At 61.4% G+C, this 17,314-nt stretch carries 14 protein-coding genes; 9 read left to right on the forward strand and 5 right to left on the reverse strand.

Translation table 11 applies throughout. The features are described from left to right. The first annotated feature begins 33 nt into the window (after positions 1 to 33). Entirely contained in the window at positions 34 to 774 is a 741-nt protein-coding gene (locus WNZ15_RS08700; RefSeq protein ID WP_342892625.1) for a VWA domain-containing protein, read from the forward strand. Further along, positions 771 to 1,478: a DnaJ domain-containing protein gene (locus tag WNZ15_RS08705; RefSeq protein WP_342892553.1), complete on the forward strand. Its 708-nt coding sequence runs from the start codon at positions 771 to 773 to the stop codon at positions 1,476 to 1,478. The genes WNZ15_RS08700 and WNZ15_RS08705 overlap by 4 nt, the downstream gene beginning before the upstream one ends. Positions 1,479 to 1,494: 16 nt before the next feature. Here the strand turns inward: WNZ15_RS08705 and WNZ15_RS08710 are convergent, their stop codons facing one another. After that, positions 1,495 to 3,174: a serine hydrolase gene (locus WNZ15_RS08710; RefSeq protein ID WP_342892554.1), complete on the reverse strand. Its 1,680-nt coding sequence runs from the start codon at positions 3,172 to 3,174 to the stop codon at positions 1,495 to 1,497. A 606-nt stretch (positions 3,175 to 3,780) separates the two neighbouring features. On the opposite strand from WNZ15_RS08710, the gene WNZ15_RS08715 reads away from it, so the two are divergent. The 3 genes from WNZ15_RS08715 to clpA all read left to right on the forward strand — a co-directional run bounded on the left by WNZ15_RS08715 (position 3,781) and on the right by clpA (position 7,307). Beyond that, on the forward strand, positions 3,781 to 4,113 hold the full coding sequence (locus WNZ15_RS08715) for a phasin family protein (protein ID WP_342892555.1): 333 nt from the start codon (positions 3,781 to 3,783) through the stop codon (positions 4,111 to 4,113). Between the two features lie 377 nt (positions 4,114 to 4,490). Further along, a complete protein-coding gene (clpS, locus tag WNZ15_RS08720; protein WP_342892626.1) occupies positions 4,491 to 4,847 on the forward strand; it encodes an ATP-dependent Clp protease adapter ClpS in 357 nt (118 codons plus the stop codon). Positions 4,848 to 4,859: 12 nt separating this feature from the next. Beyond that, on the forward strand, positions 4,860 to 7,307 hold the full coding sequence (clpA, locus tag WNZ15_RS08725; protein ID WP_342892556.1) for an ATP-dependent Clp protease ATP-binding subunit ClpA: 2,448 nt from the start codon (positions 4,860 to 4,862) through the stop codon (positions 7,305 to 7,307). A gap of 350 nt (positions 7,308 to 7,657) precedes the next feature. On the opposite strand, the gene WNZ15_RS08730 is transcribed toward clpA, so the two are convergent. Beyond that, the gene (locus tag WNZ15_RS08730) at positions 7,658 to 9,061 is read right to left on the reverse strand and encodes a patatin-like phospholipase family protein (RefSeq protein WP_342892557.1); all 1,404 of its coding nucleotides are present in this window, start codon (positions 9,059 to 9,061) and stop codon (positions 7,658 to 7,660) included. Positions 9,062 to 9,260: 199 nt separating this feature from the next. On the opposite strand from WNZ15_RS08730, the gene WNZ15_RS08735 reads away from it, so the two are divergent. The 3 genes from WNZ15_RS08735 (at position 9,261) to WNZ15_RS08745 (ending at position 11,248) form a co-directional block, all read left to right on the forward strand. Continuing rightward, complete coding sequence (locus WNZ15_RS08735; protein ID WP_342892558.1) at positions 9,261 to 9,965, forward strand: SDR family oxidoreductase; 705 nt, start codon at positions 9,261 to 9,263, stop codon at positions 9,963 to 9,965. A 138-nt stretch (positions 9,966 to 10,103) separates the two neighbouring features. Further along, positions 10,104 to 10,865, forward strand: coding sequence for an AzlC family ABC transporter permease (locus WNZ15_RS08740; protein WP_342892559.1), 762 nt, complete (start codon positions 10,104 to 10,106; stop codon positions 10,863 to 10,865). Continuing rightward, positions 10,865 to 11,248, forward strand: coding sequence for an AzlD domain-containing protein (locus WNZ15_RS08745; protein ID WP_342892627.1), 384 nt, complete (start codon positions 10,865 to 10,867; stop codon positions 11,246 to 11,248). Before WNZ15_RS08740 ends, WNZ15_RS08745 begins: the two co-directional genes overlap by 1 nt. Before the next feature lie 31 nt (positions 11,249 to 11,279). Here the strand turns inward: WNZ15_RS08745 and WNZ15_RS08750 are convergent, their stop codons facing one another. Both WNZ15_RS08750 and WNZ15_RS08755 read right to left on the reverse strand, forming a co-directional pair. Continuing rightward, complete coding sequence (locus tag WNZ15_RS08750) at positions 11,280 to 11,708, reverse strand: HIT family protein (RefSeq protein WP_342892560.1); 429 nt, start codon at positions 11,706 to 11,708, stop codon at positions 11,280 to 11,282. Between the two features lie 210 nt (positions 11,709 to 11,918). Beyond that, positions 11,919 to 13,400 carry a YdiU family protein gene (locus tag WNZ15_RS08755; protein WP_342892561.1) on the reverse strand — a complete coding sequence of 494 codons (1,482 nt, stop codon included), beginning with the start codon at positions 13,398 to 13,400 and terminating at the stop codon, positions 11,919 to 11,921. Between the two features lie 238 nt (positions 13,401 to 13,638). Between WNZ15_RS08755 and lysM the strand changes: the two genes are divergently transcribed. Next, positions 13,639 to 14,073, forward strand: coding sequence for a peptidoglycan-binding protein LysM (gene lysM / locus WNZ15_RS08760; protein ID WP_342892562.1), 435 nt, complete (start codon positions 13,639 to 13,641; stop codon positions 14,071 to 14,073). A gap of 204 nt (positions 14,074 to 14,277) precedes the next feature. Here lysM and WNZ15_RS08765 read toward each other — a convergent pair whose 3' ends face one another. Beyond that, positions 14,278 to 17,070, reverse strand: a complete 2,793-nt coding sequence (locus WNZ15_RS08765) for an autotransporter domain-containing protein (RefSeq protein ID WP_342892563.1) — start codon at positions 17,068 to 17,070, stop codon at positions 14,278 to 14,280. Between the last annotated feature and the right edge of the window lie 244 nt (positions 17,071 to 17,314).

Consider the following 17,314-nt stretch of genomic DNA (forward strand, 5'->3'; position numbering starts at 1 on the left):
GGGTCAGCGATTGGCAGGAGGACAGCGGCCGTGGTGGCACCAACGGGCAAGAGTACAAAGGTACCGTTCATTCGGCAGGACCAGAGGCCCGACACGCAATCCGCGGCTTCGGATGTGGCGGCCTTTCTGGACAAGGTGCGGGCGACGCCGGATACCGGACAGGGGGGGCGGCTGATCTTCGCGCTTGATGCGACCATGAGCCGTCAGCCGGCCTGGGATCAGGCCTGCCATATCCAGTCGGAGATGTTCCGGGAGGCCGGCAAGATCTCGGGACTGCAGATCAAGTTGGTCTATTTCCGGGGGTTCGGGGAATGCAGGGCATCGCGATGGTTTGCGGACGGCGACGAGCTTGCCACCGTCATGAGCCGCATTTCCTGCCAGGGCGGGCGCACCCAGATCGGCAAGGTTCTGTCGGCGGCCCTGAAGTCCGCCGACGCGGAGAAGGTTGCCGCTCTTGTCTATGTGGGCGATTGCATGGAAGAAGACGTCGATGACCTGTGCGACAAGGCCGGGCGGCTGGGTCTACTCGGCGTGCCGATGTTCCTGTTTCAGGAAGGGCGCGACAGCGTCGCTGAACGGGCCTTCCGGGAAATGGCAAGGCTGACCCGCGGTGCCTATTGCCGGTTCGAGCCGGGTGCGGAACGCCAACTGGCCGAACTGCTCAAGGCTGTCGCCGTTTTTGCGGCTGGCGGGCGAGACGCTCTTGTGGCACTGGAGAAGAAAGGCGGGCACAGTGCGCGCCTCCTGTTGGAACAGATCAAGCCTGCCAAATGATTTATCTGCTTATCGGCCTGATACTGCTCTCGGCGCTGTTGCTGCTCGCGAACCGTATTGTCACCGCGAACCCGGCGGCCCTTGCCAGGGGGCTGCGCACCCTGGCGGGCGTGTTCCTGCTCGGTCTGGCCGCCGTGTTCGCCCTGACCGGCCGGGTGATCCTGGCGATCCCGCTGCTGGGGCTCGGCCTGTCGGTGCTGGGCTTTGCCGGGCTGAGCCGGCTGGGGAGAGGTTACAATCCGAAAAAGGCGTCGGGGCAACGATCGCGGGTCCGCACCGCAATGGTGGAAATGGAACTGGACCATGACACGGGCGCCATGTCCGGGACGGTCCTGGTCGGCGGCCATCAGGGTCGCGAGCTCGATGACCTGAGTGAGCCGGAACTGGAACAGTTCTGGCAGGAGACTGCCCAGGACGGCCAGAGCCGGCAGTTAGTCGAAGCTTATCTCGACCGCCGGCTTGCCGACTGGCGAGAACACTTCCAGCCGGATGGAACAGATCGGCAGGGAAGCGCGCCTGGCCCGGGCCCCATGACAGATGAGGAGGCCTACCAGATCCTGGGGCTTTCGAGTGAGGCCGGGGACGCGGAAATTCGAGCCGCGCACCGTCGGTTGATGATGCGGGTCCATCCCGACCAGGGAGGCTCCGGTTTCCTCGCGGCGAAAATCAACGAGGCTAAAGACACGCTTCTCAGAAGACATTGACGGATCCGTTACGCGGTTACTGATAGATGGCGAAGCAGGCGTATTTTGCCTTTTTCAAGGATTTGCAGGCGTTCCAGGCTGCAGACTTGCTGTCAAAGCCGATGAAACGCGCCCGGTAAAGGGTCTGTCCGGCGGATTCAACGGGTTCGGTATAAGGGACGCGGCCCCGCAGGGAGGCTCCGGTTTTGGCCTTGGCGCTTTTCAGCATGGCAATGGCCTGATTTTCCGATTCGGCGGCGGCGATCTGAACCTGCCAGCCCGGTTCGACATCGGGCGTGTCGCTGGTTGCCACGGTGACGGTGTCGGAAGCCGTTTCCAGCTCTGCCGCGACCGTTTCCACCGGTGTGGGGTTAACCGCGATCGTCTCGACCTTGACGCTTCTGGTCGGCATCGGCTGGGAAGGTACGCTCTGAGGCTGGGCGCTGCCCGACTGTTTGGCGCGGGCCGCCTGCAACAGTGCGACCCTGGAGATCGAATTGGTGGTCAGGGGGGCATCCGGACTGTCCGGCGGGATCGGGGGCAGGGACGTTGCCACCGCGAAGGTGCTGTCCAGGCGATGCCTGATCGCTTTTGGCGGCAGCGGCACGTTTGTACCGAAGCCGGGAACGGCGACCGGAGCCGGCGCGGCTCCCGACGAGACAACAGGCGCCGAGACTGTGGCCGAGGCGAATGCGGGAGCGCGCTTGGGAACGACGGGTGCCGGAGCAGGCGCCGGTGCGTTCAGGGCAAGCACCATCGGCGCACCGGTCGCCGCCGGCGCGGGCTTGCTGCCGGGCTTGGCGTTGGGAAGCGGCGGGTTGGACAGGGAGGCGGCCACGAAACTCGGCTGCACGCGCCGTGTGGCGATCAGCGGCGCCGATTTCGTGCCCTTGCTGGCCTTCGGCAAATAACGGCCGATGAGCTTGGTCATCTGGGCGTTGCGCGAGGCCCCGGTCTTGCCGCCCATGACCACCGCGACGATCTGGCGGCCGTTGCGGTTGACCGAGGTGACCAGATTGAACCCGGACGCGCGGATATACCCGGTCTTGATGCCGTCCACACCCTTGACCCGGCCCAGCAGCTTGTTGTGGTTGCCGTAGGTCCGGCCCTTGTATTTGTAGGCCCGTGTCTTGAAGTAGCCGTAATACTGGGGAAAGCGCTCCTGGACGGCGATGCCGAGCCGGGCCATGTCGCGCGCCGTGGTCCGCTGCCCCGAATTGGGCAGGCCGTGCGGATTCCTGAATGTGGTCTTGGACATGCCGAGCTGGCGCGCGGTGCGCGTCATCCGTTCGGCGAATTTCTTTTCCGATCCACCAATATTCTCGGCGATGACGGTGGCGACATCATTGGCGGATTTGGTGACCAGAGCCAGGATCGCGTCCTTGACCTTGATGGTGCTGCCCGGCTTCAGGGCAAGCTTGGAGGGGGGCCGTCCAGACGCGTATTTGGACACGGTCAGGGGGGAGCTCAGCGACAACCGTCCGGCTTCGAGTTCCTCGAAGACCAGATAAAGGGTCATGATCTTGGTGAGCGAGGCCGGATATCTGTATGCATCGGCCGAAGACGCATAGAGGGTCTTGCCGGTCTTGGCATCAACGACGATGCCCGCATACTTCGAATTGGCCAGGGCCGTTGCCGGAAGGCTCAACAGGAGAACGCCGAGGACCAGGAGCCTGCCTGTGTGGACGAGGGTCCCTGCATTGCGAAGAAAACGCATACCAAACACAATAACTATCCCATATCGGGTTACACGGTTCGTATCTGGAGCTGCGCGGCCTGGATCTAACCCCCGTGCGATTCAAGCCACCGCCCCGTTGCTCTCAGGCCATTTGATTGAATCACGGTTACGAATGTGTAAATGAATGACATGAAAAGCACTTAAAAAAATAGTTTTTTGTTAGAGTTAATGCTTGGTTAAATTTAAAGAGAAAGTAATTATTGGTTTTATTTAAGTAATTTTTTCTAATGACTGTATATTTTGCGTTAATGGTCCGTTTATTTTCTGGGGTCTGCTGTCTCGTCGGTGGCGTGCAGATGATCACGGAGGGCGTTCATCTGGCCGTTCGGCCGTGTTGAACGTGAGGTGACGAACCTATGGGTGTGGTCTGCTGAATTTAACGCAACTGATAAACGGCACGATTCAGGCAAAAAGAATTCAGAGTTCGCGCAAAGGTTGTTTTTGCATTGCAAAAACACCTTGACACTTATGGTGCAGTGCATTATTTCGAAGTCTCGTTAGGTAACGCAAGAAACGAACCGGTCGTCCAAGGTGGCCCGAAGTCGGGACTTCAGGGCACCGGGACGCTGGACGAGGGCAGTGAAAATGATGAACAACTTTGAAGATATCCAGAAACTGGGCAAGGACAACATGGACATGGCCATGGAGTCTTTCGGGTCTTTCAGCAAGGGTTTCCAGGCGATCGCCGCCGAGGTGGCCGACTATCAGAAGAAGTCCTTCGAAGACAGCACCGCCGCAGTCGAGAAGCTCGTGGCTTCAAAATCCCTGGACAAGGCTTTCGAGGCTCAGGCCGATTACGTCAAAACCTCCTATGAAGGGTTTGTCGGCGAAATGACCAAAATCGGTGAAATGGTCACCGACCTGTCCAAAGATGCCTACAAGCCTTACGAAGGCGTCATGGGCAAAATGGCGAAATAACCGACTATTTCAGCCGTTTCACGACGGCGTCGAATTTGGAACCCGGCTCATTTGAGCCGGGTTTTTTCATATATGCACAGATTTGCCCGGCAGTGCGGGCCTTTTTGCCCTGCGACAACGGGATGCCGAATTGCGTTGCTTTCCCATCTTTTAATCGAATTCAAGCGACCTACATTGATCAATAACAGCAGCGCAGTCGTCCTGATTGTGCTGTTCATCTGAATGTTGATGAAATCGACCATTGCGCGAGCGCGGCTTGCGCGGCAGGATTGCCGGTGACGTTCATCGACAGGCGGCGTGACCCGCGGCCCGGAAAAGCTCCGGTCCAGCCGCATCCGCCAGTCTGATCGAAACCGCGAAATTTGGTGATGGCCGGAGTGATTGAGGCGATAGTAACGGTAATGTCGGCGGGCTCTGATTATGACGATGACGGTGGCGACGCCGGAACGGTTGTTGTCACCCGGACAAAAACAGCGACCAAGCGGCCCAATCTCTATCGTGTGCTGCTGCTGAATGACGATTATACGCCCATGGAGTTCGTCATCCATGTTGTGGAGAGTTTCTTCCAGAAGAATCGGGAAGAGGCGACACGCATCATGTTGCATGTTCACCATCACGGCGTCGGGGAATGCGGAATCTTTTCCTATGAGGTGGCGGAAACGAAAGTCACCCAGGTCATGGATTTCGCGCGCAAACACCAGCATCCGCTGCAATGCGTCATGGAAAAAAAGTGAGGACCATCGCACGTGCCTTCCTTCTCACGAAGTCTTGAAAAAGCGCTCCACCAGGCTCTGGCCTTTGCCAATGAACGCCAGCAGGAGTACGCAACGCTGGAGCATCTGCTTCTGGCCCTGCTCGACGATCAGGACGCGGCGGCCGTCATGCGGGCCTGCAATGTGGATCTGGACACGATCCGCCGGAACCTGATCGACTATATCGAAACGGAACTGGAAAACCTGGTCACGGACAGTGACGAGGATTCCAAGCCGACCGCCGGATTCCAGAGGGTCATCCAGCGTGCGGTGATCCATGTCCAGTCGTCCGGCCGGGAAGAAGTGACCGGAGCCAACGTGCTTGTCGCGATCTTCGCGGAGCGCGAGAGCCATGCGGCCTATTTCCTGCAGGATCAGGACATGACCCGTTACGACGCGGTCAACTACATCTCGCACGGCATCGCCAAGCGTCCGGGCATGTCGGATGCCCGCCCGGTCGACGGGGCGGAGGAAGAGGACGTTCTGCCGGGCGCCGAGACGGAAAAGAAATCCAGTCAGAAGACCGATGCTCTTGAAGCCTATTGCGTCAATCTCAACGAGAAGGCGCAGAAGGGCAAGATCGATCCGCTGATCGGCCGTGACACCGAGATCCAGCGCACGATCCAGATCCTGTGCCGCCGGTCCAAGAACAATCCGCTGTTCGTCGGCGACCCGGGAGTCGGCAAGACCGCGATTGCGGAAGGCCTAGCGCGCCGCATCGTCAACGGCGACGTTCCGGACGTTCTCAAGGACGCAACCATCTTTTCGCTCGACATGGGCTCGTTGCTGGCCGGGACCCGGTATCGCGGCGATTTCGAGGAGCGCCTGAAACAGGTGGTCAAGGAGGTCGAGGACTATCCGGGTGCGGTGATGTTCATTGACGAGATCCACACCGTGATCGGTGCGGGCGCGACTTCGGGCGGGGCGATGGATGCCTCGAACCTGCTGAAGCCCGCGCTGGCCTCCGGCGCCATCCGCTGTATCGGCTCGACCACCTACAAGGAATACCGCCAGTTCTTCGAGAAGGACCGGGCCCTGGTGCGCCGTTTCCAGAAGATCGACGTCAACGAACCGTCGATCCCGGATGCCATCGATATCCTGAAGGGCCTGAAGCCCTATTTCGAGGACTTCCACAAGGTCCGGTATACCAACGATGCCATCAAGACGGCTGTTGAACTGTCGGCGAAGTACATCGCCGACCGGAAACTGCCGGACAAGGCCATCGATGTTCTCGACGAGACCGGCGCGTCGCAGATGCTGGTTCCCGAAGCCCGGCGGCGCAAGACCATCGGCGTCAAGGAAATCGAGAACACCATCGCCACCATGGCACGAATCCCGCCGAAATCCGTTTCCAAGGACGATACCGAGCTGCTGGAAAATCTCGGCACGGACCTGAAACGCGTGGTTTACGGCCAGGACGAAGCGATCGAGACGCTGGCCTCGGCCATCAAACTGGCCCGTGCGGGCCTGCGCGAACCGGACAAGCCGATCGGCAGCTACCTGTTTTCCGGTCCGACCGGTGTCGGCAAGACCGAAGTCGCGCGCCAGCTTGCCTCCTCGCTCGGTGTCGAGCTGATCCGGTTCGACATGTCGGAGTACATGGAACGGCACACGGTGTCCCGCCTGATCGGCGCGCCTCCGGGCTATGTCGGTTTTGATCAGGGTGGTCTGCTGACGGACGGCATCGACCAGCATCCGCATTGCGTGCTGCTGCTGGACGAGATCGAGAAGGCCCATCCGGACCTGTTCAACATCCTGCTGCAGGTGATGGACCACGGCAAGCTGACCGATCACAACGGCAAGCAGGTCGATTTCCGCAATGTCATCCTGATCATGACAACGAATGCGGGCGCCGCGGACATGGCCAAGACGCCTGTCGGTTTCAACCGGATCAAGCGGGAAGGCGACGACGCCGAGGCGATCAACAAGCTGTTCACGCCTGAATTCCGCAACCGCCTCGACGCGATCATTCCCTTCGGCAATCTGCCGATGGAGGTCGTCTACAAGGTCGTCGACAAGTTCGTCATGCAGCTTGAAGTGCAACTGGCGGATCGCGGTGTCACGTTCGAACTGACCGAGGATGCCACCAAGTGGCTGGCCGACAAGGGCTACGACAGCCAGATGGGGGCCCGTCCCCTGGGCCGGATCATTCAGGAGCACATCAAGCGCCCGCTTGCCGACGAGGTGCTGTTCGGCAAGCTGAAAAAGGGCGGCATGGTCAAGGTCACGGTTTCCGAGGACGGCAAGGGCCTGTTGCTGGAAAGCATCGAGGAACGCGCGACGCCGCCGAAGGCAAAGGCCAGGGCTGAGATCAAGCCCAAACCCAAGCGCAAGCGCAAGCCGGCTGCCAAGGCGGCAACGGCCAAGGAGGCCAAGTCCGCACCCGGCAAGGGCGGACCGGCCAAGAAAAGCCTGGTGCCGAAAGTCCCGCTGGCGGATTGATCATCGGGCGTTTTAGAAACGCCCGATGCTCCAGCACCTGGAAAGCGGTCAGCTTCTGGACGATCAGCCGGCTGACTGACTGAATTCATCGAAAGCCCCGGATCTGTCCGGGGCTTTTCAGTTTGTGGCCAAACCCACGGCGTCATTGCGGACGGTCTGCAGCGCAGCTGCATGGCCAGAGCCGGAATCCAGCGATTTCTTCGCGCCGTAGGCGCGTCTTTAATAATTATTTCAGATGCTTGACTTGCTCTTGCGCCCGCCTTCGCTCGCGCTGACATGCTGGATCCCGGATCATCGCGCAGCGTCGCTGCACTTGTCCGGGAGGACCAACTGAGAGTTTGTCAGCAGTGTCAGGCCATGGCTCCGGCAAGGTCCTTCGTCATGCTGCTTTCCAGCCGGTTCTTGTGGTTGGCGACAAATTGTTTGCCGGTGTCGTAGCCGATGTCGAAGAGCGTCGACATGTTGGAATGGCTCCAGTCCAGGATCTTGGGCCAGTGGTGGTCGGGAATATGCCGGCCGAATGGCATGCGCAGCAATTCCGACCGGCGGCTGTGCGTGCGGGGGCGCTCCGAGGGCACGCCTTCGGCTAGCTCGCGCGCCTTCAGATAGGCCTCCCGCGCATCCACGAAGGCGGCGTAATCTTCACCGGCGAGTTTCACGATCTCTTTCAGCTTGCGGTCCTTGTGATCGGCCGGAAGCGCAGCGACCCTTTTCCTGAAAGCGGCCAGGTCGACATCGGCGCTGCCGAGAAGGTCCGCGAGTTCATACAGTTCCTGTTCCTTCAAGATTTGGGCGTGTTTCTCCCTGAAGGCGCCGACGTCGGAGCCGGCCAGGTCCGCCGCCTGCTGGTAGGCATTCAAAAACCGCTGCCGTGCGTTTTGCGCACGCTTGGTCTTGAACGTTGCGAGGCTGTTTTCGGACAGGCGGGTGAGGGGGGCGATGATCGACTGAACCCATGCATCCGTCAGGTCGCGCGGCTCATCGATCAGTTTGCGGTGACCCAGAATGTCGAAGAAGATGATCGTGTCGATGTTGTTGTCGACCATGATGTTTTCCGGGTTGAGGCGCAAGGGTTCGAATGCGGACCCTTCCAGATAGGTCTTTGTCCCGGTGCCGGGACCCGGAGCGGGCAGCTTGTAGGGCTCATAGATGAACGGCATCGCAAGAGCGGCCTTGCAATGATCGATCGTGAGGTCTTCCTGGTTGAAGGACACATCGACCCGGTCCTCGACGCAATAGGCGCCAAGGCGGAAGGCGATTTCGCCAAGATTGGCACCAAGCCCGTCGAAGTCGGTCATGCCGTCGATCCAGGACGGTGGCTGGCAAAGGCCCTTGCTCCACGGGTTGAGCGTGGACGGGGTGAAGGTCGCGGACATCAGGGCCAGCCAGTCACCGGCAAGACGCTGATGCATGGTGTCCCTGGGAAATTTCAGGAACATGTTGTTGAATGGCGCCAGCGCTTCGGCGAACGGCCCGGGCTTTTGAAAGACCTTGTAATTGAACGGCATGAACCGGTAGATGGCGTCCTCGATGCCCATCGAACTGGTGGCCCTGAGCGTGCGCTGTCTGGCCTGCCGGAGGCTCTCGCCCGGATGGTCCCGCTCCGGTGAGGCATAAAGGAGGCCGGCCAGCATGCCGGCGCCCGTGGTGGAAATGACCTTGAAATCGAGTTCGGCTTCGTCGAGCGCAAGCAAGGCGCCACTCATCAGGGGGAGGTGCGGCGCACCTCCGCCCAGAACAAGTCCGATCGGCATGTATGTATCCCCAGCGTTAGACAATTTCAGGTTTAGGCTACCATAAAATACCCGTCGTGGCAGGGGTGCTGGCTTGCACCAAATGCCATGGCTGCATTGGTGTTCATTCACAGGTTCGATGCGGCCCGTTCAGCGGAACAATTTTCCGGTGCCGGTCCCGATGACCGGCTATGGTGACGACGTGAACAGGAGATATTCAATGACCGACAAGAAGGTGGCGCTGATCACGGCCGGTGGTTCGGGCATGGGGGCGGATGCGGCGCGGCGGCTCGCGGCGGACGGGTTCAGCGTCGCGATCCTGTCCTCCTCCGGCAAGGGCGAGGCCCTGGCCGGAGAGCTCGGCGGTGTCGGCTTCACGGGCTCCAATCTGTCCAATGATGACTTGAAGCTGTTTGTTGAAAAAGCTCTAGAAGCATATGGAAGAATAGATGTTCTTGTGAATTCATCCGGGCATGGCCCGAAAGGTGATGTTCTGGAGATATCCGACGAGGACTGGCACCTCGGCATGGACACCTACCTGATGAACGTCATACGCCCGAGCCGGCTGGTCGCGCCGGTGATGGCCGAACGGGGAGGCGGCACGGTCATCAACATTTCCACGTTCGCAACCTTCGAGCCGGATCCGCTGTTTCCCACATCGGGCGTCTTCCGGGCCGGGCTGGCAAGCTTCACCAAGCTCTTTGCCGACAAGTTCGCACCCGCAAACGTGCGCATGAACAACATCCTGCCGGGTTTCATCGACAGCCTGCCGGAAAAGGAGGACCGCCTGGCCCGCATTCCGATGGGCCGTTACGGACGTGCCGACGAAGTGTCCGGTCTGGTGTCTTATCTTGCCAGCGATCAGGCGGCCTATGTTACCGGCCAGAACATCCGCATCGACGGCGGGTTGACCCGGTCGGTCTGACCGGCCGCTTCCGGATCCTTGATGACGCGCAATCTGCCTCAAACCATTTCGCGTTCATTTATGAGGCCGTGACCTAGACAGCTTGTCCGTATAAAGGTAAGGCTTCCTTACTAAAATCCAGTTCTTGAGATCAGGTCCATGACTGCCCATTCCCGGTCTGCGCCGCCTGTCGCGCCCGAAGATCCGCTGCCTCCCGCACGGGTCTGGATGCTGCGTGGCGCGCGTGCTGCCATATCCATCCCCGCGCTTATTCTTACGGCCGCCTTTGTCGGTTATGCGGGACTGGCCCGCGAGACCGGACTGACGTTGGCCGAAACCCTGGCCATGACCGGCCTTGTCTGGGCATTGCCGTCGGTTGTCGTGCTGACCGGCGCGCTTTCGTCCGGCATGGGTCTGCTGCCGGCGGGAATCGCCGTTGCGCTGGCGTCCGTCAGGCTGATGCCGATGACGATGGCGCTGATGCCGCTCATCAAGGTGCCGGGCAAGACGCGCAGCTGGCAGTTGCTGATCGCGTCCCACTTCGTGGCGGTGACGGCCTGGGTCTTTGCCATGAAGAACCTGCCGGATATGCCGAGGGAAGGGCGATTGCCGTTTTTCGTCGGATTTGGCAGTGCCGTTTCCGGATTCGTCTTCTGCATGACGGCGGTCGCCTATCTGCTGGTGGAACGTCTGCCGGATGTGGTGGCGGGCGCGCTGTTCCTTCTGACGCCGGTCTATTTCCTGTGTTCGCTCTGGGGGGCCGCGCGGCTGAACGCGGACAAGGCCGCGATGGTGGCCGGACTGGCGCTGGGGCCGGTGTTCTTCCTGTATCTGCCGGGGCTCGACCTGTTGTGGACCGGGCTTGCCGGCGGCACGATCGCCTATCTGGGCACACGCCTCATGCGCCGGGGGCTGTCGTGATGGACGGGCAGGTGGCGAGCGTGGCCATTGCCGATACCTGGTGGTGGCCTTTCGTGATGATCCTCGTCGCCGGCTGGCTGGCGACGGATGTCTGGCGGTGGCTGGGGGTCTTTGCGGGCGGCTGGCTTCGAGAAGACGGCGAGCTGCTGATCTGGGTCCGCTGCGTGGCGACGGCGCTGGTCGCAGGCGTCATTTCCAAGCTGATCCTGTTTCCGCAAGGGGCTCTGGCCGAAACATCGCTGTCGCTTCGGCTGGCGGCGGCCGGATTCGGCTTCGCGGCGTTTTTTCTGTCCAGGCAGCGGGTTGTGGTCGGCGTGCTGGCGGCGGAAGTGTTTCTTCTGGCCGGCTGGCTCGGGCTCGATGCATTGAACGGCGCGTTCTGAAGAAAGATGCCGCGCCGTTTTGGCCACTGCCTCAGCTCAGGGCCGCGCGGATCTTTTCCGCCTGGCTTGCGAGCACGTCCGGGTCGGCCATGTCGCCGGTATGCGGCCTCAGCGGCACGCCGTCGAAGCGCGGGATAACATGGACGTGGGTGTGAAACACCACCTGGCCACCGGCCGGTTCCGAAAACTGCTGGATCGTCGTGCCGTCCGCATCGAAGGCCTCGATCACGGTCCGCGCCATCTTCCGGGCAGTCGCCATGACGGCATTGAGATCCTCGGGATCGATATCGAGAATGTTGCGAGACGGGGCTTTCGGGAGCACCAGGATATGGCCGTCGCCGCGCGGCATGATGTCCATGATCACCAGGGTCTTCGTGTCCTCGTAGACCTTCTGGCACGGAAGCTCACCGCGCAGGATCTTCGCGAACACATTCTGGTCGTCATAGGCGGGCGTGGACATGGGGTGAATTTCCTTCATCAGGTGCCGGGACAGGCGAAGTATGGGTGATTTTACCGGAGACTATGCCCAGAGGCAGAGGCGGGGCAAGAGGCAAGCTTCGCCGTTTGCGCTGTGACGGACAATCACACAAAATCGGCCGGCGGACCTGGTACCGGTTCCGGCCCAGGGCGGGGGGCTTCAGGGAACCGCGGGTAGGCCCTTGAAGCCTCGTCAGGTTCCGCAGAAGGTCTGGTACGGTCCGAAGGCGGCCGGTGCCGGTTCGGCGTAGGCCTCCAGGCCGGGCCGCTCCTCGTACGGAGAACCAACAGCTTCCAGCAAGGTCCTGACAAATGTGTAGTCCCCAGTTTCCGCCGCGGACAGGGCCTCTTCGACCTTGTGGTTGCGTGGTATATAGAGCGGATTGACCCTGTTCATGCGGGCCTTCAGGTCCGTGTCCGGAGCGGCCTCCTGCTTAAGCCTCCGCCGCCAGTCCAGCAGCCAGGCATCGATTGCAGGCAGATCGGTGAACAGATCCCGGAACCTGTCCGGCGCGCCCGCCGCGGCGTCGCCAAGCCGGCGAAAACACAAGGTGTGGTCGACGCCCTGTTGCTGCATCAGGCCCAGCAGGGTCTCGCAAAGCTCCTGGTCGCCCGGGTCCTCTGTTTCCAGGCCGAGCTTGGCGCGCATGCCGGTCAGCCAGTGCGTCCTGTAGAGGTCGGCGAAGCGGCCAAGTTCCGCGCTGGCGCGTTCCACGGCCCCGTCCGGATCGTCCGGGGCAATCAGCGCCAGCAGTGCCTCGGCCAGACGCGCCAGGTTCCATTGCAGGATCGACGGCTGCTGCCCGAAGGCATAGCGGCCGCCGTGATCGATCGAACTGAACACGGCCGCGGGATCATAAGCATCGATGAAGGCGCAGGGGCCATAGTCGATGGTCTCCCCTGAAATGGTTGTGTTGTCCGTATTCATGACGCCGTGGACGAAGCCGACCAGCATCCACCGGGCGACAAGCGCAGCCTGACGCTCCACGACCCGCCGCAACAGGTGAAGATAGCGGTCGTCGGCGCCGGTCAGGTCCGGATCATGGCGTGCGATTGCATAGTCGGCGAGCTGGCCGACCTTGTCGGTCTCGCCCCGCGCGGCGAAGTACTGAAACGTGCCGATGCGCAAATGGCTGGCGGCCGCGCGCGTGAGGACCGCACCGGGTTTCTCACCGTCGCGATAGACGGTTTCGCCTGTTGTCACGGCTGCGAGTGCGCGCGTTGTCGGGATGCCGAGCGCATGCATGGCTTCCGCGATGACATATTCGCGCAACACCGGTCCGATCACCGCCTTTCCGTCACCACCGCGCGAAAACGGCGTCGGACCCGAGCCCTTCAACTGGATGTCCCGGCGGCGCCCGGCCTGATCGAGGACTTCACCGATCAGCAGCGCCCGGCCGTCGCCGAGTTGCGGGGAAAAGCCGCCGAACTGGTGGCCCGCATAGACCTGGGCAAGGGGAGAGGCGCCTTCCGGTGTTGTCACGCCGGAGAGGATTTCAGCGGCTCCGGCCGTCTCGCGATGCAAGCCGTCCAGGCCAAGGTCTTCCGCCAGCGCGGTGTTGAACAGGATCAGCTCCGGTGAGGGTACCTTTGCCCCTTCCCAGGCCACATAGAAACCGGGCAGATCGCGGGCGAAGGAATTGTCGAACCGGAATGGCGTCTGTGATGAGGTCATGGGTCTCGCAATAGCAGGTTTCCAGGACCGGATGTAGGCACTGCGGTTCACAAATCCAGCCAAGAGCACGGACAATCGCAAGTGCTGCCGGCAGAAGCATCTCATTTGCCAGCGAGCGCGGCGCGGGAAAATTGCTTCCGCGTGTACCATAATTCTGCAATATGATGCCGTTACGTGAAATTGCTACCACCAGCGTGGCCGGCGGGTTTCGCATCAGCACGCTCAAAAGGAAAATGACATGGGTTTCTTCGATTTTGTAAAGGATGCCGGTAAAAAGCTTTTCGGCGATGACGAAGCACCGGCCTCGAGCGCGGAAGCGATCGAAAAGGAAGTTGCCGATCTTGGGCTGGACGGCGACGTCAAGGTCGAGGTGAATGGCGATACCGTCAAGATCGCCGGCGCGGCACCGACACAGGAAGCCCGTGAAAAGCTGATCCTTGCCGCTGGCAACATTCTGGGAATCGGCAAGGTCGAAGAAGAGATTTCGGTCGCCACCAGCGAGCCGGAAGCAACTTTCCACACGGTGGAAAAGGGTGACACGCTGTGGGCGGTCGCCGAAAAGGCCTATGGCAACGGGGCCAAGTATCAGGCGATCTTCGAAGCCAACAAGCCGATGCTGTCGCACCCGGACAAGATCTATCCGGGCCAGGTCCTGCGCATTCCGGCCCAGTAAGACAGGCTTGTAAGACGGGTTTGCAAGACCGGTTTTTCAGACCGCGGTATATGCCGCGGTCTGTCTGCTCGCGGGGGCCCGCAGTCAATCTGACCTTCTAGAACCGTGCCGACAGCCTTGCGTTGACGCCGTGATCGCTTGCGGTTTCGCCCAGTTCGCTGCTGTAGCCGAGAGTCGCGCTGAGGCTGCCGCCGATGCCGAAGTTCAGGCCGGCCTCGAACAGGGCGGCGTGCCGGAGATGTCGACGGCATCACCACCGGAAAACTGCATCGTCGAGGCCGCATCCAGATCACCAATGGCGTGACGCCAGCCGAGGCTGCCGGTCAGCGAGGCGTTGGACGCGCCGATAGCTGCGATCTGTGCTTCCGCCCGAAGGCCGAGCGTGGTGGTGCCAAGGGTTTGCGATGTGGAAGCAACGGTGAGCGCCGCCGCGCCGCCGGTCTCGGTGAAGCCGTCGCTGTGCTGATGGATAAGGGCCGCCGCTGCGAAGGGTTCAAGCCGGGCAAACGGCGTCTCGAACATATAACCGGCTTCTCCGAAGACATGCGCGGTGGAGGCCGCGTAGTCGGCGGTCAGGGTGTTCTTGAGCGTGCCCGCGCTGACATTGCGCGTGGTGGAGACGTCGTGCCAGGCATAACCGGCCCCCAGATGCAGGCCGAGCGCGCCGAACCGATGGCCGGCATAGGCACCGAGCTGGTAGTTGTCGGCATCCCCCGACGAGGTGCGGGCGTCGACGTCGAAACTGGTTTTGCCGTAACCGGCCAGCACACCGGCGCGCCAGCCGTCGAAGATGTCCGTATCCAGACCGAGGAAAAAACCGCCGCTGGTGTGGTCCATCTGCGCCGTGTTGCCGTTGCCGCCGGTCTCGCCCCAACTGCCGTAGGCCTTGCCCCAGGCAGTCACGCCCATGGAGCGGTCCGGCGCCTGACCCGCGCCGTTGTAGGCGATCATCGGCAGGTCACCCGCCGCCAGTCCGTCGAACGCGCCGCGAATACGCTCGCCGACGGCATCGCGACCAAAGCGGCTTTGCTGAACCAGAAGCGTGTTGGTTGAGGCATGCATCTCGCCCGAAAGACCGTCGAAGGCCTCCCTTGCGTCCGCTGCGCTGAGGACAACGACCGCATCATAGAGGGAATTGCCATTGCCGAGGCTGCTGACGGCATTGGCCGTTGCGCGCTGGTTTCGCGTTTGGGCTGCGGAGGAAAAACCCGAAGAATTGCGCGTCAAGGTCAGCGTGACGGCCTTCGCGCCATAGACGAGCGCGGCGTCGAGAAAGGCAAAATTCTCGCTGACGGACCCGAAGGTGCCGGTCACTCCGGTGCCTGCAGTGAGGATCGTGTAGGCGGTGGAGGCGGCGTAGGTGGAACCGTCGTCCGTGCCGTTCTCCGCGCTCACGCTGACCGCAGCGCCGCTGTCGATCGTCACCGCACCGGTGGCTGCAAGCTTGTCGGAATTGCCGTCCTCGTCGACCTCTACAGCAAAGGTGGAACCGGAGTCGAAGCTGGCATTGCCGGAGACATTGAGCGTGCCGATGGAATTGCCGGGCGCGACTGTGGTACCGGACCGGGCCGTCAACGAGCCGACGGTGCCGGAGCCGCCAAGCGTGCCACCATTCAGGGTGATGCCGCCGATGCTGCCGTTGACCACCAGCTTGCCGGCATTCAGCATTGTCGTGCCGGTAAGACCGGAGTTGTCGCCGGTCACAAGCAACGTTCCGCTGCCGGCCTTGCTCAGATCATCGGCATCAAGGGTTCCGCTCATGGTCAGTGTGCTGGTGCCCGCTGTGGTGAACGCCAGGGTGCCACCGGCTGCAAGCTCGACATCGCCGGAAAGGGTCCAGTTGGATCCGTCGGCCGCGACAATCGTCTGTGTCTCCTTGAAACCGGAGGCCTCGGTGCCGGTGCCATCCAGTTTCTGCGTGCCCGCGCCGGAACCCAGAACCACCTCGCCGACCAGAGAAGAGCCGGTCTTCAAGGAAAGCGTATTGCCGGAATTGACCAGATCGATGGCCCTGGCGCGTGTTGTTCCATCGCCGCTCAGGCCGCCCGAGATGGTTCCCGAGTTGACGATCTCGAAACCCGCGGCACCGGCATCGGTGTTGGCGATGCCGGCTCCGCCGCTGCCGGTTGCGCCATCATTTCCGCCGGGCCCGGTTCCCGCACCGCCCACGCCACCGGCGCCACCTGTGATCGTGCTTGTGTTGGTCAGCGTCTGCAAATCGGTTCCGGTATAGGAAAGCCCGGCTCCGCCGACACCGGCGTTGCCGCCGTCCGTAGCGGTCAGATTGTAGACGGTCGTTCCGCCCTTGCCGCCAGCTCCGCCGGTAATCGTGTCGGCAACGGTGAGCGTTGTCCCGGCGACTTGTATCTGGCCGCTGCCGCCATCGGTGCCGTCTCCGCCCGGTGTGGTCACCACCGGCAGTGTTCCCGGGATCAGTGCGAACCCGAGCGCGGTTAACGGTGTTCCTGCCGTATTCGCTACGACAACCTGCGTATTCACGGATTCCGAGGAAATTGTGAGTGTGTCGTTGGTGCCGAAGTTCGTGACTGAGGCGGTGATACCGGAGATTGCCGAAATATCATTCGCGAAGTCGGCCAGGGTATCGCCAGTGTTGATGGTGACTGTGGATGTTGTGCCGTCGACTGTAAAATCAACCCTGTCGCCGTTGGCGATACCGGCAATCGCGGTGAGGTCGATCACGCCCGCGTTTATTCCCAGCGTTGTGCTCGTGGTGGACGATGCATCGCTGTTGGTGATGGAGGTTCCATCGGTACCTGCTGTGCCAACGGAGCCGGCCTGGACCGCCGTGACGGATGGTGCGGCCAAGACAGCGGTTCCAAGAACGATGTCGAGTGTGGCGAGACGCAGGGTGCTGAATGCGCGTGTGGAAAACGAAGATGGCAGGGATTTTGGTGGGGTGAAACTCCATGTCGATGGAACGTCCGTATGACAATTCGACAAGCCGGAAGGGATCGTGTGCTTTTTTTCGATACGCATGAATAAGTTGCCTGGCGGACCGGATCTCGCCAATTTGATCCTGGCTTGATTCCGCGCGATGTATCTGTTGTTGAAGTTGTGGGCCCGACCCTGTGGATCGGAATCGTCTGAGAGCCGGCCTTGACCGAAAGGCATCGCCACCGGCCAGTGCATTTGCTTCCGGGAGTCGTTTTAGGAGTGGATTTGCAAGGCGGCTATCCAGTTTCTGCAAAACTGCGAAAATTTTGAAAAACAACCAGGAAAC

Source organism: Roseibium sp. AS2 (genome assembly GCF_038900065.1).
Taxonomy (GTDB): Bacteria; Pseudomonadota; Alphaproteobacteria; order Rhizobiales; family Stappiaceae; genus Roseibium.

What these genes read in the sequence shown, in the direction of transcription:
- WNZ15_RS08705 (WP_342892553.1), top strand. Translation starts at nt 771, where the DNA reads ATGATTTATCTGCTTATCGGCCTGATACTGCTCTCGGCGCTGTTGCTG.
- WNZ15_RS08710 (WP_342892554.1), bottom strand. Translation starts at nt 3,174, where the DNA reads ATGCGTTTTCTTCGCAATGCAGGGACCCTCGTCCACACAGGCAGGCTC.
- WNZ15_RS08715 (WP_342892555.1), top strand. Translation starts at nt 3,781, where the DNA reads ATGATGAACAACTTTGAAGATATCCAGAAACTGGGCAAGGACAACATG.
- WNZ15_RS08730 (WP_342892557.1), bottom strand. Translation starts at nt 9,061, where the DNA reads ATGCCGATCGGACTTGTTCTGGGCGGAGGTGCGCCGCACCTCCCCCTG.
- WNZ15_RS08735 (WP_342892558.1), top strand. Translation starts at nt 9,261, where the DNA reads ATGACCGACAAGAAGGTGGCGCTGATCACGGCCGGTGGTTCGGGCATG.
- WNZ15_RS08740 (WP_342892559.1), top strand. Translation starts at nt 10,104, where the DNA reads ATGACTGCCCATTCCCGGTCTGCGCCGCCTGTCGCGCCCGAAGATCCG.
- WNZ15_RS08745 (WP_342892627.1), top strand. Translation starts at nt 10,865, where the DNA reads ATGGACGGGCAGGTGGCGAGCGTGGCCATTGCCGATACCTGGTGGTGG.
- WNZ15_RS08750 (WP_342892560.1), bottom strand. Translation starts at nt 11,708, where the DNA reads ATGTCCACGCCCGCCTATGACGACCAGAATGTGTTCGCGAAGATCCTG.
- WNZ15_RS08755 (WP_342892561.1), bottom strand. Translation starts at nt 13,400, where the DNA reads ATGACCTCATCACAGACGCCATTCCGGTTCGACAATTCCTTCGCCCGC.
- lysM (WP_342892562.1), top strand. Translation starts at nt 13,639, where the DNA reads ATGGGTTTCTTCGATTTTGTAAAGGATGCCGGTAAAAAGCTTTTCGGC.
- WNZ15_RS08765 (WP_342892563.1), bottom strand. Translation starts at nt 17,070, where the DNA reads ATGCGTATCGAAAAAAAGCACACGATCCCTTCCGGCTTGTCGAATTGT.